This window comes from Streptomyces sp. NPDC051909, assembly GCF_040681095.1.
In the GTDB taxonomy this organism is placed as follows: domain Bacteria; phylum Actinomycetota; class Actinomycetes; order Streptomycetales; family Streptomycetaceae; genus Streptomyces.
This window is the reverse complement of record NZ_JBFAYA010000008.1, coordinates 206975-231560: the sequence shown is the minus strand read 5'-3', so window position 1 is coordinate 231560 and position 24586 is coordinate 206975. Positions and strand designations below refer to the sequence as shown.

Here is a 24586-nt window from a genome sequence, read left to right as displayed (position 1 = left end):
GATGACCACCCCCGCCACCCCTGCCACCCCGTCGTCCTACGCCCCCGCCACGGCGGCGGCCGATCCGGTGCTCACCGCGCTCGGCGGCCTCGGCGCCCCGCTGGACTGCTCGGGCCTGCGCAGCCTGTCCCTGGAGGGGCCCTCGGTGCTGTGGCTGGTCGTGCACGGCAGCCTCGACCTGTTCGCGGTGGACGCCGGGCAGGCCGGGGCCTGGCACTTCCTCGGCCGGGTGGAGAGCGGCGCGCTGCTGCAAGGGCCCGCCGAGGGCCCCCGGCACACGCTGGTCGGCCGCCCGTCCCGGGAGTGCCTGCTGCGCCGGATCGAACTGCGCGAACTGCACCGGCCGGAGACGTACGGCCCCGAGACGTACGGCCCCGAGACGTACGGCCATGGACACGAGTGGCACGGGTACGAGGGTTACGGGTACGGGAGTCACGGCTACGGCTGGGACGCGTACGGAACCCCGCAGGCCCCGGCCGCGAGTCCGCTGGAGGACGCCTTCGCGCTCGGCGTGGGCCGGGGCCTGCGGGTCCTGTACGAGGCGCCCCTCGACGCCCGGCCCGGCGACGGGCGGACGGCCGGCGACGACGAGGTCATGTGGATGCAGGTGCCGCCGGGCGGCGTGGCGTACGGCGCCGCGTACGAGGCGGGCGCGGCCGGCGGGCTCCTCGTCGACGCGGCGCTGTGGCAGGGCATGGTGGAGCAGCAGTACCGGCTGCTCTACGCCCTCGACGACTGGATCGAGGAGCGCGAGCGCGCCCAGGAGGACCGTACGGCCGCCGGGCTCGCGGCGGGACGGGCGGCCGGCAGCGAGGCGGACCGGACGCTGCTCGCCGCCCTCGGGCGCCCCGGCGGGCGGGATGGCCGGCGCGGGTCGGCGGGCGGTGCGGCCGGGGTCGACGCGACGCTCGCGGTGTGCCGGCTCGTCGCCGCCGACGCGGGGGTGCTGCTCGCGGAGTCGGCGGCCGGGGTGGCGGCGGGCGCCGGCGCGAACGGCGAGCGGCTCGATCCGGTCGAGCGGATCGCGCTGGCCGCGCGGGTCCGCACGCGCGAGGTCGGGCTGCGCGGCCGCTGGTGGCGGGAGGACTGCGGGCCGCTGGTCGGCCGGCGGGAGGCCGACGGGTCTGCGGTGGCGCTGCTGTGGCGGCGTGGCGGGTATGTGGCCGTGGAACGGGCGGGCACCCGCCGGGAGCGGGTCGACGCGGACAACGCGGAGGACTTCGAGCCGCGCGCGGTGATGTTCTACCGGCCGCTGCCGGAAGGCCGTCCGACGCTGCCGCGGCTCCTTCGCTTCAGTGCCGGCGGCACTCGCCGGGAGCTGCGGGCGCTGCTGCTCGGCGGCCTGGTGTCGGTGGTGCTCGGGGCGACGGTGCCGCTGGCGACCGGCCGGATCCTCGGCGAGTACGTACCGGCGGGCGAGAGCGGTCTGATCGTACAAACGGCGGTGGCCCTGGGCGCGGCGGCGGTGCTCCAGGCCGCGTTCATGCTGCTGCAGAACGTGGCGCTGCTGCGGATGGAGGGCCGGGTCGAGGCCACCCTCCAGCCGGCCGTGTGGGACCGGCTGCTGCGGCTGCCGGCGACCTTCTTCGCCGGACGGTCCACCGGCGAGCTCGCCAACGCGGCGCTCGGCATCGGGGTGATCCGGCGGATGCTGTCCGGGATCGCGCCGGTGTGCCTCCAGTCGACCGCCGTCGGCGTCGTGAACCTGGTGCTGCTGCTCGCGCACAGCGTGCCGCTCGGGCTGCTCGCCCTGGCGATGCTGCTGGTGGTCGGGGCGGTGCTGCTCGGTCTCGGGCTGTGGCAGCTGCGCTACCAGCGCCGTCTCGTCGAGCTGGGCAACCGGCTCGACAACCAGGCCTTCCAGACCCTGCGCGGACTGCCCAAGCTGCGGGTCGCGGCGGCGGAGAGCTTCGCCTACGCGGCCTGGGCCCGGGAGTTCGCCCGCACCCGGGTGCTCCAGCAGCGGGTCGGCCGGCTCCAGAACACGGTCACGGTGATCGGCGCGGTGTGTCTGCCGCTGTGCACCCTGGTGATGTTCGCGCTGCTCGCGGGCCCGGCCCGGGGCGCGATGTCGGCCGCCGGCTTCCTCACCTTCTCCACCGCGCTCACCCTGCTGCTCTCCTCGGTGACCCAGCTGACCGGCGCACTGCTGTCGGTGGCGGCGGTACTGCCGGTGTACGAGCAGGTCGAGCCGATCCTGGCGGCGGAGCCCGAGGTGCGGGCCGGCACGGTCCGCCCGGGCGTGCTGAGCGGGGCGATCGAGGCCCGCCAGGTGTCGTACCGCTACACCGAGGACGGGCCGCTGGTGCTCGACGGCGTCGATCTGAGCGTCCGCCCCGGGGAGTTCGTGGCGATCGTGGGCGCCAGCGGCTGCGGCAAGTCGACCCTGCTCCGCCTGCTCATCGGCTTCGACCGGCCCACCGAGGGCAGTGTGCTCTACGACGGGCAGGACCTGGCGGCGCTCGACCGGGCGGCCGTGCGCCGCCAGTGCGGTGTGGTGCTGCAGGACGCCCGCCCGCTGACCGGCTCGATCCTGGACTGTGTGCGCGGGGCGGAGGCGTACACCCTGGAGGAGGTGTCGGAGGCCATCACCCTGGCCGGGCTCGCCGAGGACGTGCAGGCCATGCCGATGGGCCTGCACACCATGCTCTCGGACGGCGGCGGCACGATCTCCGGCGGCCAGCGCCAGCGGCTGATGATCGCCCAGGCCCTCATCCGCAAGCCCCGGATCCTCTTCCTCGACGAGGCCACCAGCGCCCTCGACAACGAGGCCCAGCGCCTCGTCATCGAGTCCACCCGCGCCCTGCGCACCACCCGGGTGGTGATCGCCCACCGGCTGTCCACGGTGATGGGCGCCGACCGGGTGATCGCCATGGCGGACGGCCGTGTCGTACAGCACGGCTCGCCCGCCGAGCTCCTGGCGGACCCGACGGGCCTCTTCCACGAGCTGGTCCGGCGCCAGCTGACCTGAGGTCGCCAGGACCGCGCGGGCGTTCGAAGTGAGAGGATCTTGGTCATGTCGCTTCCCGAACCCGCCGATCTGACCTCTCTCGTGCTCCGCACGGACTTCGCCGACGAGCGGCTCTGGGAGACCGTCCGCGACGCGCTCGACGCCGTGGACGAGTACCCGCACGCCACCTGCGTGGCCGAACGGCGGTTCGCCGACGCGCGCGTGGCGGATCTGGTCGCGTGGGACGCGGCCGCGCCGGAGGGAGAGCGGGTCTCCTACGTGTTCCTCGCGGACGCGGCGGCGCTGGCCGATCCGGAGCACCCGCTGCTCGCGGTGGACCTGGCCTACGAGCCGGGACGGACCTTCCGGGTGCCGGTGCGCTGGTTCCCCGACGTCTCGGCGAACCTGTCGCTCGCCAACATGGACTTCGCCGAGTTCGCCGACACGGCCGACGAAGGCGACGGGACCTACCGCGGCTTCGGCGAGGACTGAGCGCGCCCGGCCGGGCGCGGGGTTCAGCGCACTCCGCGCGGCCGGAACTGGACGCTGATCCGGGGGCCGACGGCACGCGCGGTCTTCGGTACGGCGTGCTCCCAGGTGCGCTGGCAGGAGCCGCCCATGACGAGCAGGTCGCCGTGGCCGGACGGCAGCCGCAGGGCGACCGGCCCTCCGCCGCGCGGACGGAAGACCAGGTCACGCGGGTCGCCGAGGGCGAGGATCGCCACCATCGTGTCCTGGGTGGCGGACCGTCCGGTGCGGTCGCCGTGCCAGGCGACGCTGTCCCGGCCGTCGCGGTAGAGGCAGAGTCCGGCGGTGGCGAAGGGCTCCCCCAGCTCGCGGGCGTAGTGCGCGCCGAGCGCGTCGCGGGCCTCGGCGAGCGCGGGGTGCGGCAGCGGGGCGCCCTCCCGGTAGTGGGCGAGGAGGCGCGGGACGGCGACCACGTTCTCGTACATCCGGCGCTCCTCGGCCTGCCAGGGCACGCCGGCGGCCAGTTCCTCGAAGAGCGCGTCGGCGCCGTGCAGCCATCCGGGCAGGTGGTCGACCCAGGCGCCGGCACCCAGCTCGGTGCGCCGGAGGCCGGTGAGGGGTCCGGGTCCGATCTCGGCGCCCTGGTCGAAGAGGGAGCCCTGGAGTCCGGGGATGTCGGGTCGCGCCGTGGTCATGGCTCCAGCCTAGACCAGAAACCGAACATATGAGCGAATCCCCGACGGTCGCCGTGCGTCTCAGCGCGGGAGCAGGTGCCGGTAGCACTCCGGGTGGGTCGCGAGGAAGTCGGCGAAGGCCTGCGGCGGGTGCCCGGTCAGGATCCGTACGTCGTCGGAGACGTCGGCCATCTCGCCCGCCGCCACCGCCTCGTACGAGGTGACCCAGCCCTCGACCTCCCAGTCGGGCGCCTCGTAGACCGCACGCGAGGCGTAGGCCTCCTCCCGGGTCTCGGGCACGTAGGCGACCGGGCGCCCACTGGCCCGGGTGAGCGCGGCGGCGATCTCCTCGAAGCTCAGCGCCTCGGGGCCGGTCATGTCGTAGGTGGCGTCGTCGTGACGGCCGCCGGAGTCGATCAGCACCGCGGTGGCCGAGTCGGCGATGTCGTCATGGGTGACGGCGCCCACCCGGCCGTCCCCGGCGGGTCCGCGCAGCACGCCCTCGGGCGAGGTCATCGCGGCCAGGTCGGCCTGGTAGGTGCTGTCGCGCAGGAAGGTGAACGCGAGGCCGGTGGAGCGGATGTGCTGCTCGGTGTGCCAATGGTCGCGGGCGTAGGTGAAGGTCGCGTGGGGTGCGGCGTTCAGGTACGAGAGGTAGACGATCCGCCGCACCCCGGCGGCGACGGCGGCGTCCACCGCTCCGGCGTGCAGGCGGACCCGGCCCGGGGCCTCGTGGGCGGAGACCAGGAAGAGGGTGGCCACGCCGTCGAGCGCGGTGCGCAGGGCCGCCTCGTCGGCGTAGGAGGCGGCCCGGGTGTCGCCGGTGGCCAGGGCGGCCAGCTTCTCCGGGTCGCGCCCCAGGGCGCGCACGGTCGCACCCTCCTCGGCCAGCCGGCGCACCACGCGCCGGCCGATCCGCCCGGTGGCCCCGGTCACCGCGATGAGCTCGCTCATGTCCTGCCCTTCCGCCGTGGGCCCCGCCCCGGGGCCCGCATCCCATTCGACCCCGTGGGCCCGCCCCGCGCACGCCCGTGCGCCCCTCCCCCGTGCAATCGGGCCGGGTCAGCCGGGGGTGAGGGTGTAGGTCCGGGAGGAGGTGTAGAAGTCGAGGGCGGCCCTGCCCTGTTCGCGCGGGCCGGAGCCGGAGGCCTTCGCCCCGCCGAACGGCAGGTGGAAGTCGACGCCGGTGGTGGGGGCGTTGATCCGGATCATGCCGGTGTCGAGCCGGTCGAGGGAGTCGAGGGCGGCGGCGAGGTCGGCGGTGTGCACGGAGGTGACCAGGCCGTAGCGGGTGCCGTTGCCGATCCGTACCGCCTCGTCGAGGTCGCGGGCGGGCAGCAGGGCGGCGACCGGGCCGAAGACCTCCTCGGTGAGCAGCGGGTGGCCGGGCGGGGCCTTCTCGACCAGGGTGGGCGCCGCGTACCAGCCGGACCGGTCGGGGACGGTGCCGCCGGCGAGCACGGAGAGGCTCTGCCAGGCGTCGGCGACCGCCCCGCGGGCGGCCTCGCCGATGAGCGGGCCGCAGACGGTGGTCTCCTCGGCCGGGTCGCCCACCGGAAGGGTCCGCAGGGCCTCGGCGAGCGCCTCGCGCAGCGGGTCGAGGGCCGCACCGACGGCGATGACCCGGCTGGTGGCGGTGCACTTCTGGCCGGCGTATCCGGCGACGGCGGCGGCGATGTGCGCGGCGGCCCGCTCGACGTCGGCACCGGGGAGCACGATCGCGGCGTTGAGGCCGCCGGTCTCGGCCTGGACCGGGACGCCCCGGGCGGTGGCGGCGCGGACGACCTCGCGGCCGACGCCGGTGGAGCCGGTGAAGGAGATCGCGTCGGCGGCGGAGACCAGGGCCGCGCCCTCGGCGGCCCCGCCGGGCACGACGGTGAACACGCCCTCGGGCAGGGCTCCTCGGACCAGTTCGGCGAGGCGGAGGGCGCAGGCGGTGGCCTCCGGGGCGGGCTTGAGGACCACCGCGTTCCCGGCGGCGAGGGCGGGGGCGGCCTTCCAGCTGGGGATGGCGAAGGGGAAGTTCCAGGGGGTGACGAGGCCGGCCACGCCGTGCGGGCGGCGCCGGGTGAGCAGCAGTCCGGGGCCGGCGGCGGTCTCGTGGACGGCGCCGGTCGGCTCGTAGGGCGCCTGCGCGTAGTAGCGCCAGACGGCGACGGTACGGGCGAGCTCGGCACGCGCCTCGGCGACCGGCTTGCCCACCTCCCGCACGGCGAGCGCGGCGAGTTCGGCGCTCGCGGCCTCGACGGCGGCGGCGACCGCGGTGAGGGCGGCGGAACGGGCGGCGGCTCCGCCGAGCAGCCAGCCGGGCTGGGCGACGCGGGCCCGTTCGACCGCCTCGGCGGTGAACCAGGCGCCGGAGGCGTGGAGTTCGACGAGGACGTCGGACGGGTCCGCGGGATTGCGGGAGAGGACGGTCATGCGGCGCACCTTCTCTGTCGAGCCCGGAGGCTTGGTCGTGTCCAAGGGCTTGCGCAGTACAATTTCACATTACTATTTTACGGGTCACATTTTCTGCTTGGACTCCCCACTCGGAAGTGACTCCTGATGGACAAGCACGCTCGCATCACCCTTGCCACGGGCCTGTTGACGGCCCTCGCGCTCGGCGCCACCGCCTGTTCCGGGACCGGCGGCCCCCGCGCCGGCGGCCCCCGCGACGGCGCCAACCCCGCGACCGGCAACCTCGGCCGGGTCGTCGGCGGCACCCCGGTGAAGGGCGGCACCCTGAACGTGCTGTCCAACCAGGACTTCACCCACCTCGACCCGGCCCGCAACTGGGTCATGGGCGACATGGACTTCGGCACCCGCCTGCTCTACCGCACCCTGCTCACCTACAAGGCCGAACCCGGCGCCAAGGGAGGCGAGTTGGCCCCCGACCTCGCCGAGGACCTGGGCACCTCCTCGAACGGCGCCCGCACCTGGACCTTCCGCCTCAGGCAGGGCCTGACGTACGAGGACGGCTCGCCCGTCACCGCCCAGGACGTCAAGTACAACGTCGAGCGGTCCTTCTCCCCCGACCTGCCCGGCGGCCCCGACTACGCCGCCCGCTACCTCGCCGGGGCCGAGGGCTACCGCGGCCCGGCGGACGGAAAGCACCTCGCGTCGATCAGGACCCCCGACGCCCGCACGATCGTCTTCGAACTCCGCAAGCCCTTCGCCGAGTTCCGCTACGCCACGGTCCTGCCCACCTTCGCCCCGGTGCCCGCCGCCCAGGACAAGGGCCCGCAGTACGACAACCGCCCGTTCTCCTCGGGGCCGTACAAGATCGAGTCGTACGCCCGGGACAAGCGGCTCGTCCTGGTGCGCAACCCGCACTGGGACGCCGCCACCGACCCGGTGCGCAAGGCCTACCCCGACCGGATCGTCGTCACGATGGGCCTCAAGGGCGGCCAGGTGGACGACCGGCTCGTCGCGGGCGCGGGCCCCGACGCCTCCGCCGTCCCGTGGGCCGGACTGCGCCCCGAGTCCACCCCCAAGGTGCTCACCAAGCCCGACATCCGCGCCCGGCTGCTCGCCGAGTCCAAGAACTGCACCGAGATGGTGCAGATGCACACCGGCCGCGCGCCCTTCGACGACGTGCGCGTGCGGCAGGCCGTGCAGTACGCCCTCGACCGGGAGGCGATCCTCACCGCCTCCGGCGGCCCGGCGCTCAACGACCCCGCCACCGCACTCATGCCCGGCTCGCTCTTCACCGGCGGCAAGCAGCCCGACACCCTGAAGATCCCGCTCACCGGCGACGTGACCAAGGCCAAGCAGCTGCTCAAGGAGGCCGGCAAGGCCGACGGCCTCACCACCCGCCTCACCGTCTCCACCGGCGACAAGGGCGTCGCCGAGGCCGTCCAGCAGTCCCTCGGCCGCGCCGGCATCAAGGTCGTCATCGAGACCGTCGACCCCTCCGCCTTCTACGACACCATCGGCGACACCAGGAACCGCACCGACCTCGTCTACACCGGCTGGTGCCCCGACTACCCGTCGGGCTCCACCTTCCTGCCCTTCGTCTTCGACGGCCGCTACATCAAGGAGAAGGGCAACTCCGGCAACCACTCCCTCTTCCGCGACCCGCCCACGATGCGACGGATGGACGAGATCGCCGCCATGACCGACGCCGCCCAGGCCAACAAGGCCTGGCAGGAGCTCGACGGGCAGATCCTCGCCAAGGCCCCGACCGCACCCGTCGTCATCGAGCGCATGCCGCTCCTGGTCGGCCCCAACATCGCGGGCGCCTTCGGCCACACCTCCTTCGGCGGGCAGATCGACTACGCGACGATCGGCCTCAAGGACCCCGCGAAGAGCGGGAGCTGAGCCGCCGTGACCACGACCGACACGCGCCCCGAAACCACGGCGGCACCGCCGCCGCCCGCCGCCGGCAGCCCCTGGCGCCTCGCCCTCGCCGAGCTGCGCCGCCGCCCCTCCGCACTCGTCGGGCTCGCCGTCGTCGTGCTCTTCGCCGTGATCGCCGCCGGCGCCCCGCTGATCGGCGGGCTCGGCGGCTGGCAGCCCGACGAGTTCGACAAGTCCGCCGTCGACCCGTACCTCGGCGGGCTGCCCGTCGGCCCCCTCGGCGGGATGTCCGCCGAGCACTGGCTGGGCGTCGAACCCGTCACCGGCCGCGACCTGTTCGCCCGGGTCGTGCACGGCGCACAGGTCTCGCTGCTCATCGCCTTCGCCGCGACCGCCATCGTGGTCGTCGTCGGCGTCGCCGCGGGCGTCGTCGCCGGCTACTTCGGCGGCCGCACCGACACCGTGCTGTCCCGGCTCATGGACCTCACCATGTCCTTCCCCTCCCTCATCTTCATGATCGCGGCGATGTCGGTGGCCAGGGACGTCAACCGGATCCTGCTGATGGTCCTGGTCATCGGCCTCTTCGGCTGGCCCGGCATCGCCCGGATCGTGCGCGGCCAGACGCTCTCGCTCAAGCACCGCGAGTACGTGGACGCGGCCCGCGTCGGCGGCGCCTCCACCTGGCGGGTCCTCACCCGGGACGTGCTGCCCGGGGTCGCCGGGCCGGTCATCGCGTACACCACCCTGATCGTGCCCGGCATGATCGCCACCGAGGCCGCGCTCAGCTATCTCGGCGTCGGGGTGCGCCCGCCGACCCCGTCCTGGGGCCAGATGATCGCCGAGGCCGTCGCCTTCTACGACACCGACCCGATGTACTTCATGGTGCCGAGCGTCTGTCTCTTCCTCACCGTCCTCGCCTTCACCCTGCTCGGGGACGCGCTGCGGGACGTCTTCGACCCGCGCGGAGGCCGCGCGTGAGACAGCTGCTCCCCTATGTCGGCCGCCGGATCCTCGGGATGCTCGGCGTGCTCCTCGCCGTCGCCGCGATCACCTTCCTCATCTTCTACGTCCTCCCCTCCGACCCGGCCGCCGCGGCCTGCGGCAAGTCCTGCAGCACCGAACGGCTCGCCGCGATCCGCGCCCACATGGGCCTGGACCAGCCGCTGTGGCGCCAGTTCGCCGACTTCGTCACCGGCGTCTTCACCGGCCGCACGGTCGGCAGCGGCCCGTACGCGCTGCGGTGCGACTTCCCGTGCCTGGGCTACTCGTACGAGAACAGCCAGCCGGTCTGGGACCTGCTCGTCGACCGGATGCCGGTGTCCGCCTCGCTCGCCGTGGGCGCGGCCGTGATCTGGCTGGCGCTCGGCCTGGGCGCGGGGGTCACCGCGGCCCTGCGCAAGGACACCCTGACCGACCGGGCGCTGATGGTCGGGGCGGTCGCCGCCGCCTCGCTGCCGGTCTACTTCACCTCGGTGATGCTGATCTACGGTCTCATCCGGGTGACGGGGCTCCTGCCCTATCCGCAGTACGTGCCGTTCGGCGCCGACCCGCTCGACTGGGGGCGGAACCTGCTGCTTCCCTGGCTGGCGCTGGCCCTGCTCTACGCCGCCATGTACGCGCGGCAGAGCCGGAGTTCGATGATCGAGTCGATGGCGGAGCCGTACATCCGCACCGCCCGCGCCAAGGGCCTGCCGCGCCGGACCGTGGTGGTCAAGCACGGGCTGCGGGCCGGCATGACCCCGGTCCTCACGCTCTTCGGCATGGACCTCGGCGGGCTGCTCGCGGGCGCCGTGATCACCGAGTCCCTGTTCGGGCTGCCGGGCGTGGGACGGCTCTTCTACGGGGCGCTGTCCACCGGCGACCAGCCGGTGATCCTCGGGGTGACGCTGCTCGCCGCCGCCTTCATCGTCGTCGCCAATCTGTGCGTCGACCTGCTCTACGCCGTCGTCGACCCGCGAGTGAGGTTCTGATGAGCGAGGCCGAACCCCTGCTGTCCGTGCGCGGCCTGTCGGTCGTGTTCCCGACCCGGCGCGGGCCGGTGCGCGCCGTGGACGGGCTCTCCTTCGACGTACCGCGCGGCCGGACTCTCGGGATCGTCGGCGAGTCGGGCTCCGGCAAGTCCGTGACCTCGATGGCGGTGATGGGTCTGCACACCGGCGCCGAGGTGACCGGCTCGGTCGTGCTCGACGGGCAGGAGCTCACCGGGCTGCGCGAGCGGGAGCTGAACCGGCTGCGCGGCCGGCGCATGGCCATGGTCTTCCAGGACCCGCTGTCCAGCCTCCATCCGTACTACACGGTCGGCGAACAGATCGCCGAGCACCACCGGGTGCACTTCGGCTCACGGCGGCGGGTGGCCCGCGAGCGGGCCGTCGACGCGCTGGCCGAGGTCGGCATCCCCGAGCCGCGGCGGCGGGCCGGCGAGTACCCGCACCAGTTCTCCGGCGGGATGCGGCAGCGCGTGATGATCGCGACGGCGCTGGTGTGCGAGCCGGACCTGCTGATCGCGGACGAGCCGACCACCGCGCTCGACGTCACCGTGCAGGCGCAGATCCTGGACCTGATCGCCCGGGTCCAGCAGGAACGGGGGCTCGGCGTCGTGCTCATCACGCATGACCTGGGCGTGGTCGCCCGGGTCGCCCACGAGGTCCTGGTGATGTACGGCGGGCGGGCCGTCGAACAGGCCCCGGTGGACGCCCTGTTCGCCTCCCCCGCCCACCCCTACACCCAGGGGCTGCTCGACTCGCTGCCCCGGCTCGACGACCCGGACGACACCCCGCTGCGGGCGATCCCCGGCTCCCCGCCGTCCCTGCTCGCCCCGGCGCCGGGCTGCGCCTTCGCGCCCCGCTGCGCGCACTCCCGGGACCGCTGCCGGGAGGAGCGCCCGGTGCTCAGCGGTCCGGCGGATCATCCGACGGCCTGTCACTTCCCCGCGTACGAAGGCGTGGTCACCCCATGAGCGACACCTCCGAGACCGCGGAGACTCCCCCGGCACGTCCCCCGCTGCTCTCCGTCCGCGATCTCACGATGACCTTTCCGGGGCACGGGCGGCGCGCCGGGCGGGTGCGGGCCGTGGACGGGGTCTCCTTCGACATCGCGCGCGGCGAGACCCTGGGCCTGGTCGGTGAGTCCGGCTGCGGCAAGTCGACCACCGGGCGGATGATCGTCCGGCTGCTCGAACCGAGCTCCGGCACCGTTGCCTTCGACGGGCGGGACATCAGCCGGCTGTCGCAGCGCGCGCTGAAGCCGCTGCGCCGCGAGCTGCAGATGGTGTTCCAGGATCCGCACTCCTCGCTCAACCCGCGCCGCACGGTGGCGCGGATCGTGTCCGATCCACTGCTCGTGCAGGGCGCGTCGGCGGCGGAGGCGCGACGGCGGGCGGCCGAGCTCCTGGAGCTCGTGGGGCTGCTCCCCGAGCATCTGGACCGGCATCCGCACGAGTTCTCCGGCGGGCAGGCGCAGCGGATCGGGATCGCGCGGGCCCTGGCGACCGGGCCGCGCCTGGTGGTCGCGGACGAGCCGGTGTCGGCCCTGGACGTGTCCGTACAGGCGCAGATCGTCAATCTGATGGGGCGGCTGCAGCGGGAGCTGGGGCTCGCGTACCTCTTCGTCGCCCACGACCTGTCGGTGGTGCGGCGGGTCTGCGACCGGGTGGCGGTGATGTATCTGGGGCGGATCGTGGAGATCGGCCCGAAGGAGCGGGTGTACGAGGCGCCCGCGCACCCCTACACCCGGGCGCTGCTCTCGGCGGTGCCGCTGCCCGACCCGGCGGCCGAGCGGGCCCGGGAGCGGATCACCCTGCTCGGCGACCCTCCGAGCCCGGCCGCACCGCCCCCGGGCTGCACCTTCCATCCGCGCTGCCCCAAGGCGCAGGCGCTGTGCCGGACGGAGGCTCCCCCGCTGCGGCGGACCGCGGCGGGGGAGGCGAGGGAGGTGGCCTGCCACTTCCCGGAGACGGACTGAGTCCTGGAGACGGGCTGAGTCCCGGACAAGGGCTGAGTCCTGGGGCCCGGCCGGTCGGGGGGCCGGCCGGGCCCGGGGACGGGGGTGTCAGCCCGATGTCAGCCCGTGAAGCCCGCGGTGATCCGGGTGAACTCCCAGTCGCTCTGGGCGATGCCGGAGCAGGTCTCGGTCACGCCGCCGCCCGCGCAGCCGCGGTCGCGGTTGACGGACCAGAAGGCGAGCCGGGCGATGTGGTTGGCGTTCGCCCAGTCGCGGATCTGCGTCCAGATCTGCTGCGTGGTGACCTCCTGCTGGTCGGAGAGGCCGTTCATGCCGGAGATGCCGACGTGGGCGTAGGCGGCGGCGTCGTCCCAGCCGTAGACGGACTTCAGCTTGTTCTTCAGGCCGTTGGCGGCGTTCACGGTGTTGCCGTACATGTCGGCGCCGCCGCCGAAGTCGAAGGGCATGATGGTGAAGACGTCGATGCCGGCGTTCAGCGCCTTGGACTGCTCGATGAGCCGGTTGCCGTAGTAGGTGGGGCCGGTGGTCGAGGTGCCGAAGGTGAGGATGGTCCGCAGGCCGGGGTTGTCGGCCTTGACGATCTTCAGGGCGCCGAGGATGCGGTCCTGGACGGCCGCGTTCTCGAACTCGTCGGTGTTCTCGATGTCGACGTCGATGGACTTGAGCCCGTACGCGTCGATGACCTTCTGGTAGGCGCCGGCCAGGGCCTCCGGGGTGGAGCAGTTGGGGCCGAGCTTGTTGCCGGACCAGCCGCCGATGGACGGGACGATGTCGCCGCCGGCCGCGCGGACGGCGGCGATGGTGGACTGGTCGACTCCGCCGGTGAGCGGGCGCTGGCCGTCCCAGGCCGGGTTGCAGCCGCCGGAGGAGAGGATGAAGGCCATGGTGAAGGTCTTGATGCCGGTGGCGTTCATGACGGTGGCGGGCGCCGGCGGGTTGCCCCAGCCGAGGTAGAGGTAGGGCGCTGCCTGCTTGAAGCCGGTGCCGCCACCCCCGCCGCCGGCCTCGGTGGTGACGGTGGCCGCGTTGGAGGCCGCCGAGACGTTGCCCGCGGCGTCGCGGGCCTTCACGGTGAAGGTGTACGAGGTGCTCGCGGCCAGGCCGGACACGGTGGCCGAGGTGCCGGTGACCGTGCTGACCTTGGTGGCGCCCTGGTAGACGTCGTACCCGGTGACGCCGACGTTGTCGGTGGCGGCGGCCCAGGCGAGGGTCACCGCGGAGGCGGTCTTGGACGCCACCTGGAGGCCGGTGGGCGCGCTCGGCGCCTGGGTGTCGGTGCCGCCGCCCCCGCCGCCGGGGCCGTCGAGGCTGATGTCGTCGGCGTGGTAGGTGCCCTGGCCGTACCAGCCGTGGGTGTAGACGGTGGCGCTGGTCTGGCTCGCGCCGGTGGTGAAGCTCAGCGACAGGCGCTGGTACGAGGGGGCGGACGCGGTCCAGGTCGAGGTGCCGCCGTCGACGCCGAGGTAGACGTAGTTTCCGCGCACCCAGCCGGACAGCGTGTAGGTGGTGCCGGGCTGGACGGAGACGGTCTGACTGCACTTGGCGTTGTCGGACGCGCTCGCGGCGCCGGCCAGGGCCTTGGTGCCGCTGTGCACGGGGCTGGAGACGACCGACCCCGTTCCGCCGGAGCAGCTCCAGCCGGACAGGGTGCCGGACTCGAAGCCCGGGTTGCTCAGCAGTTCGGCGGCCTGGGCCGGGGCGGGCAGGGCGACCAGGGCCGCCGCGCCGAGGAGCGACGCGCCGAGCGTCGCCACCAGGCGGTTGCGGACAAGCACCGTACCTCCAGGGGGAGTTGTGGGGGATAAAGCGGGAGGGGGAGAGCGGGAGGACAAGCGCGTCACAGATTGGACTGGACCAATCTGTCCGTCAAGCCCCCGTCTCACCCCCTGGCCGCTTCCGACCCCCTTGCCCGAGTCTCAACTCCCCTCGATCACCGCTCAGTTGGTGGCGGGGCGGAGTCGGTCGATCGGGTGGGTGTCGACGTAGTCCCCGACCTCGTCGTCCTTGTACGCCTGCCAGAGCGCCGCACAGCGGGCCCGGTCGAGGTAGACCACCGACTGGCCCTTCTCCATGCCGGTGCCCTTCGCCGGTGCGTTCATGAAGGTCATGTCGCCGGACCGCACCTCCCGCATGTTCCAGACCAGTTCGCGCATCTCCCCGTCGCCGAATCGCTCGTCGACCGACACCGTCTCGGTGAAGATGTCGAGGGTCTCCTTCAGCCGCAGCGGGTCCTTCAGGGACGCGGAGTCCATCACCTTCTCCAGGACCGTGCGCAGGTAGTTCTGCTGCCGGTGGGTGCGGTCGAAGTCGCCGTTGGGCAGGTCCTTGCGCTCCCCCACGTAGTCCAGGGCCTGCGCGCCGTTCATGTGCCGGCGCTCGCCGTCCGACATGATGATGTCGACGCCGCCGACGGCATCGGTCAGCTTCCGGAAGCCGTTCCAGTCGATGACGGCGAAGTGGTCGACGCGCACGTCGGTGAGCCGCTGCACGGTGTCGATGAGCAACGGGGGGCCGCCCCAGGAGAACGCCGCGTTGAGCTTGGCCCGACCCCGGCCGGGGATGTCCACCCAGGAGTCGCGGGGCAGCGAGACGACATAGGCGGCGGAGTGGTCGTCGGGAATGTGCACCAGCATCATCGCGTCGCTGCGCTGGTCGCCGTACTTCCACAGCCTGCCCTTGGCGTCACTGCCGGTGGTGGGCACGTCGGAGCGCGAGTCGAGGCCCATGAGCAGGAAGTTCTGCCCGCCCTTGGACGCGGCGGGCACCGGCGCGTTCGTCGGGAAGGTCTGCGGGATGCGCTGCACGCGGCCGGTGTAGTGCTCGTACGCCCAGTAGCCCGCCCCGGCGGTCAGGAGCACCGCCACGACGAACAGTGCCAGGGCGCTCAGGAGCACCGTGCGGCCCTTGGGGCGGCGGCGCTTCTTCGGCCCGACGCCGGACGACGGCTCGGCCCCGGGCGGCTCGGCTCCGTCCGGCTCCGCCTCGGGCTCCGCCTCGGGCTCCCGAGCGCCGAAGAGCGCGTCCTCGACGGAGCGGCCCTCAGGCGCCGGCTCCTGCCCCCGCTCTTGCTCCTGGTCTTGTCTCTCGTGCGCGCTCATGCCTGCGCCCTCCCCCTTCGCGGCCCCCGCCGCCGTCACCCCACCACACCCCAACGCACCCCGCCGGGGGCGTACTTCGAGCCACCAGGATGCCGAAGATCGGCGGGGTGCGCATCGGGTCGGGGGAACCGGCCGGTTACCCGGTCACGGTGATCTGCTGGGCGGGGTCGGTGATGTCGGTGATCTGGTACGTGGCGCTGAAGGCGGCGGACTGGTTGCCGGTCGGGCAGAGGAAGCCGCCGGTGACGGTGGCCGGGACGGGCGCGCCGCTGACGGCGAGGGTGGACGGGGCGCCATTGGTCCAGGTGCCGTTGACGGCGGTGGGGCCGGCGGGCGAGGCGGTGATGGTGCAGGTGGCGAAGCCGCTGGTCTTGAGGATCACACCGCCCTTGGGGATGGTGAAGCCGCCGGTGGCCGGGGCGCCGTTCTGCGCGGACAGCGCCCAGGCCCCGTTGGCGGCGTTGGCGGTGACGGTCACACTGACGCCGAAGACGCTGGTGGTGCAGCCACTGAAGGTGGGCGGGTTGATGGTGGCGCCGACGGGTCCCGCGTCGTTGTGGTTGGCGGGCGCGGCGGGGACCTGGTTGTTGGCGCCGGTGCCCGGTACGGACGCGGAGACCGTGCAGGTCATGGTGGTGGAACCGGCGACGAAGGTGGCCTTGCCGGTCAGTTTGGCGGCGAAGGAGTGACCGGCCGGCAGCAGCGTGGTGGAGGCGGCCTGGGTGCCGGTGCCGGCCCCGCCGAGAGTGAGGGCGGCGGCCGCGGCGAGTCCGGTCGCGGAGACGAGCAGCTTGGACATGGGGATCTCCTCGGTAGCGGTGTGTGGGGAGCGAGGAGGTGCGGATTCGCGTGGGGGGTGGGGGTGGGGGACACGCGAAGTGACTTGAGAGTAGAACCAGCCGGTAGCAGCGTCCAGGCAGGTTTCCGCCACTACTGACTGATCGTCAGAATCTTGGCGTGACTCGACACTTGACCCGGCCGCTCCGATGCGAGGGTGGGCCCGAGCCGTCCACGCCGCACACACGCCACCGCCCCCGGAGCGGAGCCTCGTCCCGGGGGCGGCGATGAGCGGCGATGTCGGCGCACGACGCTCGGACACGGGGTCCGAGAGCCCCCACGGCTCTCGTTCGGAAGCGACCCCGACGCCTCCGATCCTGCCGTGTCCCGGCGCCGGGTTCGGTGATCGACGGGCCCCTCCCACACGATCCGGGGAAGCCGAGGGCGCACCTTGACGGCCCGCGCGCCCCACCGAGCGCCCTGCGGCACGGCGGGGCGCGGACGACCCCATGCGACGCATCCGGAGGCGTAACCCCCCGTTCTCCGCAGGGTGGTTGACGCTCCGGGCGGGCGACTGCGAAGGTCTGGCGCACCCCCACCCCAAGGAGTTGACGTGCACCTGACCTCAGCGCCGGGGCGCCGCCGTACGGCGCTCGCCGCCCTCCTGTGCGCCCTCGGACTCGTCCTCGGCGTCCCGGCCACGGCCCAGGCGGCCGTGCTCCCGCCGCTCCCGCAGAACGCCGACGGGCTCGACCAGACCTTCGCCCCGGCGTACGACTTCGACACCGACGGCTGCTACATGACGGCCGCCATCGGCTCCGACGGGACGCTCAATCCCGGTCTGAAGCTCGGCGGCGCGGTCAACGGCCACTGCCACGACCCGGCGCAGCTGGCCGCCGCGAACAGCTACTCCCGCGCCAAGTGCAACAACGGCTGGTGCGCCGTCGTCTACGCCGGCTACTACGAGAAGGACCAGGCGACGTGGGGCCCGCTGGCGATCGGCCACACCCACGACTGGGAGCACATCGTCGTGTGGATCAGCGACAACGAGGTCAAGTACGTGTCGGCCTCGCAGCACAGCGGCTACCAGATCGCCGACCGCTCGTCGGTGCGCTTCGACGGCACCCACCCCAAGATCGTCTACCACAAGGACGGGCTGTCCACCCACTGCTACCGCTTCGCCAACACCTCCGACGACCAGATCGAGAACTCCACGGGCGGCTGGTTCTACCCGCGCCTCGTCGGCTGGAACGGCTATCCGGCCGGCCTGCGCGACCGGCTGACGGGCGCCGACTTCGGCTCGGCCACGCTCAAGATCGACGATGCCGACTTCGCGTACACCCTGTCGAAGGCCAAGCCGGCGGGCATCCCCTTCGACCCGAACGCCTAGTCACGGTCTGAAGTCGCCCCGAAGGCTCCCGAAGGGTCCGAATCCGGCCGCCTGCCGAACGACCCGCTCCCGGCATTGGGGATACTGGAGGGCCCACAGGACGAAGCGACAGGGAGGGCCGGGTGGAGTTCCGCCTGCTCGGGACGGTGTCCATCACGGCCGAGGCGGGTGAGCTGCCGCTCGGCCCCGCCAAGCGGAGAAGCGTGCTCGCGGCGTTGCTGCTGCGCGCCAACTCCGTCGTACCCGTCGACCGGCTGATCGACACGGTGTGGGCGGAGGATCCGCCGGCCAGGGCCCGCACGGTCGTCCAGGGGCATGTCTCCCGGCTGCGCGCGCTGTTCGAACAGGGCGGCGCGGACGACTACGGGGTGGAGCTGGCCACCCGCTCCCAGGCCTACGAGCTGTGCATGCCGGACCAGCTCCTCGACACCCACCGCTTCGAGGAGCTGGTCCAGCTCGCCGGGCACCAGAAGCACCCGGCCGACGCGGTCCTGATGCTGCGCGAGGCGCTCGCGCTGTGGCGCGGCCCGGCCCTCACCGGGACGGTGGCGAGCGAGCCGCTGCTCGTCGCCGCCCAGGCACTGGAGGAGACCCGGCTCGTCACGGTCGAGCAGCTCGCGGCGGCGTACGGGCGGCTCGGCGAGCACACGAGGGCCGCGGCCGTGCTGCGCGCCGAGGCCGCGGCGAACCCGCTGCGGGAGTCGCTGACGGCGGCCCTGATGCTGTCGCTGTACCGCGCGGGCCACCAGTCGGACGCGCTCGACTGCTACCACCGCACCCGGGGCCTGCTCGCCGACGAGCTCGGCGTGGACCCGGGCCCGGCGCTGCGCGCCGCCTACGAGGCGGTGCTGCGCGGCCTGACGACCGCGACCCCGCAGACGGCCGCCGTCACCGACGGCTCGGCGCGGGGCGAGCATTCGCCGCGGACCGCCGCGACCGACGAAATCACGCCCTCCGTGGCGGCGGTACGGGACGGGGAGGGCGGCCCCGGGGACGGCCCTGGCGCCGTCATGGTCACGAGTACGGGCTCGGGCTCGGGTACGGGCTCGGGTACGGGTCGCGGCTCGGGCGTCGGCCCGGCGGCGCCGGAGTGGCCCGCGCCCGATCTGCTCCCCCGTACCCCACGCGGCTTCCTCGGGCGGGAGCGCGAACTCGACGAGCTGGACGCGGCCGTGGACGCCGCCCGCGTCGCGATCGTCACCGGCCCCGCCGGAGTGGGGAAGACGGCGCTCGCCCTCCAGTGGGCGCACCGGCGGGCGCCGCGGTTCCCCGACGGCGTGCTCTATGCCGACCTGCGCGGCTTCAGCCCGGACGAGGGTCTGGAGGCGGCCGATGTCCTGCGGGAGTTCCTGCTCGCTCTCGGCGTGCCGCCGCGCCGGGTGCCGGAGTCGCCGACGGCCGCGGCCGCGCTGTACCGCTCGCTGACGGAGGACCGGGCGCTGCTCGTCGTCCTCGACAACGTGCGCGCCGCCGACCGGGCCGGGCCGCTGCTGCCGGCCGGCGCGCGCAGCGCCGCCGTGGTGACCTCCCGGCTGCGGCTCGGCGGTCTCGTCGTGTCCGAACTGGCCCGGCCGGTGCCGCTGGGCGTGCTCGGCGTGGACGAGTCGGCCGCGCTGCTCTCGGCGGCCGTCGGCGCCGACCGGGTGGCCGCCGAGCCGGCGGCCGCACGGATGCTCGCCTCGCTGTGCGACGGGCTGCCGCTCGCGCTGCGGGTCACGGCGGCGCAGCTGGCCGCGCGCCCGCACTGGCGGCTGTCCGACCTGGCGGCCGAACTCGCCGACGAGCAGCGGCGGCTCGCTCTGCTGTCGGTGGACGGCTGCGCGGGCCCCGACGCGCAGGGCGTGGCCGCCGCGCTGCACCTCACGGTGCAGGGGCTGCCGGAGGAGGCGGCCCGGCTGTTCCGGCAGATCGGGGCGCTGCCGGGCCCCGACCTGGACCGGAACGCGGCGGCGGCCCTCCTCGAACGGCCGCCGGCGGTCGCCGCCGAGGCGCTCGACCGGCTGTGCGACGCGCACCTGCTGAGGGAGTACGCGCCGGGCCGGCACACCCTGCACGACCTGGTCCGGCTCTACGCGCGGCGGCTCCGCCCCGACGACGAGGCGCTGCTGCGGCTGCTCGACCACTACACGTGCACCGCGATGGCGGCGACGAAGACCGCCGAGCCCGACGACCTGCCGTGCTGCACGCTGCCCGAGGACGCCCGCAGGCCGCCCGCCACCCCGCATTTCGCGGGGCGGGACGCGGCGCTGCTCTGGTACGCGGCCGAGCGCGACAACCTCGCCGCGGCGGTGGCCGCCGCGCGGGCGGCCGGGCACCACGACCGTGCCTGGCGGCTCGCCCTGCTCCAGTGGCCCTACATGCTGTGGAACAGCCTCGACGGCTGGGTGCCGCTTCTTGAGGCGGCGGTCGACTCGGCGGCCCGCGAGAACGACCCGGACGCCGAGTCCCGCGCCCGCGCGCTGCTCGGCTGGCTCCTCACCCAGGAGGACCGCCTCCCCGAGGCCCTGGTCCACCTCCGCCTCGCCCCCGGCCTCGCGGCCCGCGCCGGCGAGCCGTCCAGCGAGGCGACCGCCCTGGTCAACCTGGCCGTCGCGCTCGACGCCTCCGGCGTCACCGAGGAGTCCCTCGCGCACACCGCCCGCGCCCTCGCCCTCGTCGAGGACGGCGACGACGTCATCACCGAGCTCCTCGCCCTGGAACACCGCGCCCAGCAGCTCCTCGCCGCCGGCGACCCCGCCGGCGCGCTCGCCTGCGCCCGCCGCGGCCTCACCCTCGACGGCGACACCGTCAACGGCCTCCTCGGCGTCCGCCACAGCATGCTCACCGCCACCATGGGTGCCGCCCTCCTCGATCTCGGCGACCCCACCGCCGCCGAACCCGCCCTCACCCGCGCCCGCGAACTGGGCCTGTCCCACGGCTCCAAGGAAACGGTCCAGCGCGCGGAGTCGGAGCTGCGGCGCCTGCGGAAGACGGTCAGGGGGACGTAGCACGCGTCCCGCAGCGGCGCGGGGCCGCCGCTACTCGCCCCACGCCCCGCCCGAAGGATCCGGCCACAGCTCCGGGTCCACCAGGGCCTCCCTCTTGAGGGCCAGGCACATCCGGCCGTGGACGGCGCCGACCGTGGGGCCGGCGTCGGGGGTGCGGAGTTCGCCGACGAGGTGCCAGTAGCGGCCGATCAGCGGGTCCGCGCCGGCGGTGAGGAGGCGGGCGAGGCGGCGGCGGAAGGCGGGGGTGTCGCGGGTGGAGAGGGCGTCGGCGTAGGCGGTGACGAAGCGGTCCAGGGCCTCGGTCCGGGCGGCGGCCGCGAGGTCGTAGGCCTCGGCGAGGCCCTCGTAGAGCGCGGTCGGGCGGTGGGGGACGCCGGCGAGGTGGACGGGCGGGGCTGGGGCCGTGGCGACGAGGGCGTGGAGGCGGGCGTACGCGAGCACCTGCGCGGGGGTGGGGTCGGCGGGCGGTTGCGGGACCGCGACGTCCACGACGGCGGCCGCGAGCCGCGCCGGGAACCGTACGGGCAGAGTGCGCCGCCAGAACCGGGCGAGCACCGTCGTGTCCGGCGGCGCGGCCAACCCGCCGAGCAGCCGCAGGCGTTCGGCCCGCTCGGCCGCCGGGGCGTCCCGGAGCAGCCGCAGCGAGGCCTCGTGCCAGCGCAGCGCCGTCATCCGCCGCTCGACCTCGCGCAGCCGGCCCGCGACGACGTCCTCCCAGGCGGCCCCCTGGTCGAGCACGCGGCCCACGTCGGTCACCGGCAGCTCCAGGGCGCGCAGCGCCCGGATCGAGCGCAGCCGCTCCAACGCCCCCGGCCCGTACCGCCGGTGTCCGCCGCCGGTCCGACCGCCCTCCGGCAGCAGCCCGCGCTCGGAGTAGTAGCGCACGGTCTTGACGGAGACGCCCGCCCGCTCGGCGAGCTCCCCGATGCTCCACACCTCGTCCTCGGCCCCCATGCTCCGACCCTAACGCCCGCCTTGAACCTCCCCCTGGGGGAGTTCCTACCGTCCACCCGACGGAACGAACGACGCGAGGAGAGGAGAGGGCGATGACCGCTTTCGTGTTGGTGTCCGGGCCCTTCACCGGCGGATGGGTCTGGGACGAGGTGGCGGAGCGGCTGCGCGAGGCCGGGGCCGCCGCGTATCCGGTGACGCTCACCGGCATGGCGGGCGCCGAGACCTCGGAGACGGACACGGACCTGGAGACACACGTCGAGGACGTGCTGCGGGCGATCGACGAGGCGGACCAGGGCCCGGGCGCGGGCGCGGGCGCGGGCGAGGTCGTCCTCGTCGGGCACGACTACGGCATCCACCCCGTGCTCGGCGCCGCCGACCGGCGGGCCGGGCGGGTCGCGCGGGTGGTGTACCTGGACGCGGGGCTGCCGGGAGACGGGGACCCGGCGAGCGCCTTCGTCCCGGACCCGGCCGCCGTCGGGCGGGCCGGCGCGGACGGGCTCGTACCGCCGCCGTCGGGTGCCGAGTGGGCACGGTGGGGCAGTACGGACGACCTGTCGGCGGCGGATCTGGCCCGGCTCGACCGGCTGGCCGCGCCGCAGCCGGTGCGGACCCTGACCCAGCCGCTGCGGCTGACCGGCAGCCCGTTCGACCGGCCGACGACGGGCGTGCTGTGCACCGCGAACGGCCCGGGGATCCCGGGCGTGGAGATGCTGCTGGCCGCGGGACCGCCGCAGTTCCGGGTGCTCGCGTCCCCCACGGTGGGCTTCTTCGAGCTGGAGACCGGCCACTGGCCGATGCTGTCCGCGCCCGGCGCGCTCGCCGAGGTGCTGTTGCGGGCCGCGGCGGACGAGGGTGTGCGGCTGTCCGTACCGGAGACGGCGTCCGTCTTCGAGGGCGGGGGCTTCCTGCTCGACGTGCCGGAGCGGCCGTGCGAGCGGCACGGCGCGGTCGATCTGTACCTCCCGGAGGCCGGGGGGCCGCGCCCGGCCGTGCTGTTCGTGCACGGCGGGCCGGTGTCGCCGGAACAGAAGCCGACCCCCCGGGACAGCGCCTTCTTCCAGGGTTACGGGCGTTACGTGGCGGGTCTCGGCATCGTGGGCGTCACGCTGGACCACCGGCTCTACGGCCTCGCGGACTATCCGACCGCCGCCGCGGACCTGGCGCGGGCGCTCGATCTGGTCCGGGCGGACCCCCGGGTGGACCCGGACCGGATCGCGCTGTGGTTCTTCTCCGCCGGCGGCCTGCTCGCGGCGGACTGGCTCGCGACCCCGCCGCCGTGGCTGCGCTGTGTGGCGCTGAACTACCCGGTGCTCGCACCGCTGTCCGACTGGCGCCAGGTGGAGGCCCGCTTCCGCCCGGCGGAGGCGCTGTCGGCGGCCGGCCCGCCGGTCGTGCTGACCCGGGCGGGCCTGGAGCATCCGCCGTTCCAGGAGACGGTCGACGCCTTCCTGACGGTGGCGAAGCGTACGGGCGCCGAGGTCGAGCTGATCGACGTACCGCTCGCCCACCACGGCTTCGAGGCGATCGACCACCTCCCCGAGACCCGCGAGGCGGTGACGAGGGCCGCCGCCTCGGTCGTCCGCCGACTGACGGCGCCGGACCGACCCGGCCCCGGCCGGGACGGCAAGGCATGACGAAAGTCTGACGGAACGGCGCCGGCCCTGGCCCCGGGCTGGGAGGGCTGGTCGTATCGGGGGCGTGAACAGCACAGTGGAACACCCCCGAGGCACCCCCGTGGGCCGCCGCGTCGTGCTCGGCCTGCTCGGGCTCGGCGCGGCCGGCGTCGCGGCGGGACCGTACCTCCAGGAGGCCCAGAGCACCCTCGCCGCCAAGGACCCGACCGGGCTGAGCGGCCTGCTGCCGGGCGGTGGCGGCTTCCGGTACTACTCCGTGGTCTCCTCGGTGGCCGCCCGCACCGAGCGGACCTACGCGTTGACCGTGGACGGCCTGGTCGAACGCCCGGCCCGCTTCCGCCTGGCCGATCTGAGAGCCATGCCGCAGCGCCGCATCGTGCGGGACGTGCAGTGTGTGACCGGCTGGCGGGTGCCGGACACGCCGTTCGAGGGCGTCTCCCTCGCGCACCTCCTGGACGTCGCGGGGGTCCGGGCGGGTGCCCGGGCGGTGCGGTTCACCTGCTTCGACGGCACCTACACCGAGAGCCTCACGCTCGATCAGGCACGCCGTGACGACGTGCTGGTGGCGCTGCGGATGCGGGACGCCCCGATCTCCCACGTCCACGGCGGGCCGGTACGGCTGTACGTGGCGCCGATGTACTTCTACAAGTCCGCCAAGTGGCTGTCGGGGATCACCGTCACCTCGACGGTGCGGCCGGGTTACTGGGAGCGGTACGGATACGACGTCGACGCCTGGGTCGGCCGGTCGAACGGGCGGGACGATGCGCCGACCGGCTGACCCCGACCGCCTGCTCCGCTTCGCCCGCCCCGTGCGCTGGGTGCATCGCACCACCGCGGCGCTGATGCTGGCCTGCCTGGCCACCGCCGCCTGTCTGTACGTGACGCCGCTGGCCGAACTGGTCGGGCGCCGCCGGCTGGTCGTGACCGTGCACGTGTGGTGCGGTCTGGCCCTGCCCGTACCCCTGCTGTCCGGACTGCTCTTCCGGGCGCTGCGCGCGGACGCGGCCCGGCTCAGCCGGTTCACCCCGGTCGACCGGGCGTGGCTGAGGGCGCTGCGGTCCCGTGCCCCGTACCGCCCGGCGGGGAAGTTCAACGCCGGGCAGAAGCTCTACGCGCAGTGGACGCTCGGAGCGATGCCGGTGCTCGTCGGTACGGGACTGCTGATGTGGCTCACCCGGTTCGCGCCCCCGTCGCTGCGGACCGGTGCGACGTTCGTCCACGACTGGCTCGCCGCGGCCGTCGCGGGCGTGACGGCCGGGCACGTCTGGATGGCGGCGCGGGATCCGCAGGCCCGGCTCGGGATGCGGACCGGCCTGGTGGACCGCGACTGGGCGGAGCGGGAACACCCGCACTGGGGACGGGAGCGGCGGGCTCTTACGGAAGAGTGACGGCTGACCGTGGTGCGGCGAGGCC

19 protein-coding genes are annotated in these 24586 nt (G+C 74.3%); 12 read left to right on the top strand and 7 right to left on the bottom strand.

Annotated elements, in window-relative coordinates:
- The first annotated feature begins 1 nt into the window (after position 1).
- Positions 2–2971: an NHLP bacteriocin export ABC transporter permease/ATPase subunit gene (locus AB0M18_RS15685; protein ID WP_365758049.1), complete on the top strand. Its 2970-nt coding sequence runs from the start codon at positions 2–4 to the stop codon at positions 2969–2971.
- A 45-nt stretch (positions 2972–3016) separates the two neighbouring features.
- Positions 3017–3442 (top strand): hypothetical protein, encoded by a 426-nt coding sequence (locus tag AB0M18_RS15680; protein ID WP_365758047.1) that lies wholly within the window; start codon positions 3017–3019, stop codon positions 3440–3442.
- 23 nt (positions 3443–3465) lie between these two features.
- On the opposite strand, the gene AB0M18_RS15675 is transcribed toward AB0M18_RS15680, so the two are convergent.
- The 3 genes from AB0M18_RS15675 to AB0M18_RS15665 all read right to left on the bottom strand — a co-directional run bounded on the left by AB0M18_RS15675 (position 3466) and on the right by AB0M18_RS15665 (position 6513).
- Positions 3466–4113, bottom strand: coding sequence for an alpha-ketoglutarate-dependent dioxygenase AlkB (locus tag AB0M18_RS15675; protein WP_365758045.1), 648 nt, complete (start codon positions 4111–4113; stop codon positions 3466–3468).
- A gap of 60 nt (positions 4114–4173) precedes the next feature.
- Entirely contained in the window at positions 4174–5046 is an 873-nt protein-coding gene (locus tag AB0M18_RS15670; protein ID WP_365758043.1) for an NmrA family NAD(P)-binding protein, read from the bottom strand.
- Positions 5047–5154: 108 nt separating this feature from the next.
- A complete protein-coding gene (locus AB0M18_RS15665; protein ID WP_365758041.1) occupies positions 5155–6513 on the bottom strand; it encodes an aldehyde dehydrogenase family protein in 1359 nt (452 codons plus the stop codon).
- A 126-nt stretch (positions 6514–6639) separates the two neighbouring features.
- Between AB0M18_RS15665 and AB0M18_RS15660 the strand changes: the two genes are divergently transcribed.
- From AB0M18_RS15660 to AB0M18_RS15640, 5 genes are read left to right on the top strand one after another with little or no spacing between them, the layout of a single operon-like run.
- The gene (locus tag AB0M18_RS15660; protein ID WP_365758039.1) at positions 6640–8394 is read left to right on the top strand and encodes an ABC transporter substrate-binding protein; all 1755 of its coding nucleotides are present in this window, start codon (positions 6640–6642) and stop codon (positions 8392–8394) included.
- A 6-nt stretch (positions 8395–8400) separates the two neighbouring features.
- The gene (locus tag AB0M18_RS15655) at positions 8401–9351 is read left to right on the top strand and encodes an ABC transporter permease (protein ID WP_365758037.1); all 951 of its coding nucleotides are present in this window, start codon (positions 8401–8403) and stop codon (positions 9349–9351) included.
- A gap of 5 nt (positions 9352–9356) precedes the next feature.
- Positions 9357–10343: an ABC transporter permease gene (locus tag AB0M18_RS15650; protein WP_365758303.1), complete on the top strand. Its 987-nt coding sequence runs from the start codon at positions 9357–9359 to the stop codon at positions 10341–10343.
- Positions 10343–11329 carry an ABC transporter ATP-binding protein gene (locus AB0M18_RS15645; protein WP_365758035.1) on the top strand — a complete coding sequence of 329 codons (987 nt, stop codon included), beginning with the start codon at positions 10343–10345 and terminating at the stop codon, positions 11327–11329. Before AB0M18_RS15650 ends, AB0M18_RS15645 begins: the two co-directional genes overlap by 1 nt.
- Positions 11326–12333, top strand: a complete 1008-nt coding sequence (locus AB0M18_RS15640; RefSeq protein ID WP_365758033.1) for an ABC transporter ATP-binding protein — start codon at positions 11326–11328, stop codon at positions 12331–12333. Before AB0M18_RS15645 ends, AB0M18_RS15640 begins: the two co-directional genes overlap by 4 nt.
- A gap of 98 nt (positions 12334–12431) precedes the next feature.
- On the opposite strand, the gene AB0M18_RS15635 is transcribed toward AB0M18_RS15640, so the two are convergent.
- The 3 genes from AB0M18_RS15635 to AB0M18_RS15625 all read right to left on the bottom strand — a co-directional run bounded on the left by AB0M18_RS15635 (position 12432) and on the right by AB0M18_RS15625 (position 16230).
- Positions 12432–14108, bottom strand: coding sequence for a carbohydrate binding domain-containing protein (locus AB0M18_RS15635; protein WP_365758031.1), 1677 nt, complete (start codon positions 14106–14108; stop codon positions 12432–12434).
- Positions 14109–14270: 162 nt separating this feature from the next.
- Positions 14271–15431, bottom strand: a complete 1161-nt coding sequence (locus tag AB0M18_RS15630) for an LCP family protein (RefSeq protein WP_365758029.1) — start codon at positions 15429–15431, stop codon at positions 14271–14273.
- Between the two features lie 136 nt (positions 15432–15567).
- A complete protein-coding gene (locus AB0M18_RS15625; RefSeq protein WP_365758027.1) occupies positions 15568–16230 on the bottom strand; it encodes a hypothetical protein in 663 nt (220 codons plus the stop codon).
- A gap of 591 nt (positions 16231–16821) precedes the next feature.
- Between AB0M18_RS15625 and AB0M18_RS15620 the strand changes: the two genes are divergently transcribed.
- Positions 16822–17598, top strand: a complete 777-nt coding sequence (locus AB0M18_RS15620) for an NPP1 family protein (protein WP_365758025.1) — start codon at positions 16822–16824, stop codon at positions 17596–17598.
- A 122-nt stretch (positions 17599–17720) separates the two neighbouring features.
- A complete protein-coding gene (locus AB0M18_RS15615; protein ID WP_365758023.1) occupies positions 17721–20585 on the top strand; it encodes a BTAD domain-containing putative transcriptional regulator in 2865 nt (954 codons plus the stop codon).
- A 30-nt stretch (positions 20586–20615) separates the two neighbouring features.
- Here the strand turns inward: AB0M18_RS15615 and AB0M18_RS15610 are convergent, their stop codons facing one another.
- Positions 20616–21539 (bottom strand): MerR family transcriptional regulator, encoded by a 924-nt coding sequence (locus AB0M18_RS15610; protein ID WP_365758021.1) that lies wholly within the window; start codon positions 21537–21539, stop codon positions 20616–20618.
- Positions 21540–21631: 92 nt separating this feature from the next.
- On the opposite strand from AB0M18_RS15610, the gene AB0M18_RS15605 reads away from it, so the two are divergent.
- From AB0M18_RS15605 to AB0M18_RS15595, 3 genes are all read left to right on the top strand, one after another.
- Positions 21632–23173 (top strand): alpha/beta fold hydrolase, encoded by a 1542-nt coding sequence (locus AB0M18_RS15605; RefSeq protein ID WP_365758019.1) that lies wholly within the window; start codon positions 21632–21634, stop codon positions 23171–23173.
- A 64-nt stretch (positions 23174–23237) separates the two neighbouring features.
- Entirely contained in the window at positions 23238–23951 is a 714-nt protein-coding gene (locus tag AB0M18_RS15600; RefSeq protein ID WP_365758017.1) for a molybdopterin-dependent oxidoreductase, read from the top strand.
- Positions 23935–24561 (top strand): cytochrome b/b6 domain-containing protein, encoded by a 627-nt coding sequence (locus AB0M18_RS15595; protein WP_365758015.1) that lies wholly within the window; start codon positions 23935–23937, stop codon positions 24559–24561. The genes AB0M18_RS15600 and AB0M18_RS15595 overlap by 17 nt, the downstream gene beginning before the upstream one ends.
- Positions 24562–24586: the final 25 nt, after the last annotated feature.

Coding starts and splice junctions, on each gene's coding strand:
- AB0M18_RS15605 (WP_365758019.1), top strand. CDS start 21,632: ATGACCGCTTTCGTGTTGGTGTCCGGGCCCTTCACCGGCGGATGGGTC.
- AB0M18_RS15630 (WP_365758029.1), bottom strand. CDS start 15,431: ATGAGCGCGCACGAGAGACAAGACCAGGAGCAAGAGCGGGGGCAGGAG.
- AB0M18_RS15660 (WP_365758039.1), top strand. CDS start 6,640: ATGGACAAGCACGCTCGCATCACCCTTGCCACGGGCCTGTTGACGGCC.
- AB0M18_RS15675 (WP_365758045.1), bottom strand. CDS start 4,113: ATGACCACGGCGCGACCCGACATCCCCGGACTCCAGGGCTCCCTCTTC.
- AB0M18_RS15670 (WP_365758043.1), bottom strand. CDS start 5,046: ATGAGCGAGCTCATCGCGGTGACCGGGGCCACCGGGCGGATCGGCCGG.
- AB0M18_RS15610 (WP_365758021.1), bottom strand. CDS start 21,539: ATGGGGGCCGAGGACGAGGTGTGGAGCATCGGGGAGCTCGCCGAGCGG.
- AB0M18_RS15665 (WP_365758041.1), bottom strand. CDS start 6,513: ATGACCGTCCTCTCCCGCAATCCCGCGGACCCGTCCGACGTCCTCGTC.
- AB0M18_RS15680 (WP_365758047.1), top strand. CDS start 3,017: ATGTCGCTTCCCGAACCCGCCGATCTGACCTCTCTCGTGCTCCGCACG.
- AB0M18_RS15595 (WP_365758015.1), top strand. CDS start 23,935: ATGCGCCGACCGGCTGACCCCGACCGCCTGCTCCGCTTCGCCCGCCCC.
- AB0M18_RS15640 (WP_365758033.1), top strand. CDS start 11,326: ATGAGCGACACCTCCGAGACCGCGGAGACTCCCCCGGCACGTCCCCCG.
- AB0M18_RS15645 (WP_365758035.1), top strand. CDS start 10,343: ATGAGCGAGGCCGAACCCCTGCTGTCCGTGCGCGGCCTGTCGGTCGTG.
- AB0M18_RS15625 (WP_365758027.1), bottom strand. CDS start 16,230: ATGTCCAAGCTGCTCGTCTCCGCGACCGGACTCGCCGCGGCCGCCGCC.
- AB0M18_RS15685 (WP_365758049.1), top strand. CDS start 2: ATGACCACCCCCGCCACCCCTGCCACCCCGTCGTCCTACGCCCCCGCC.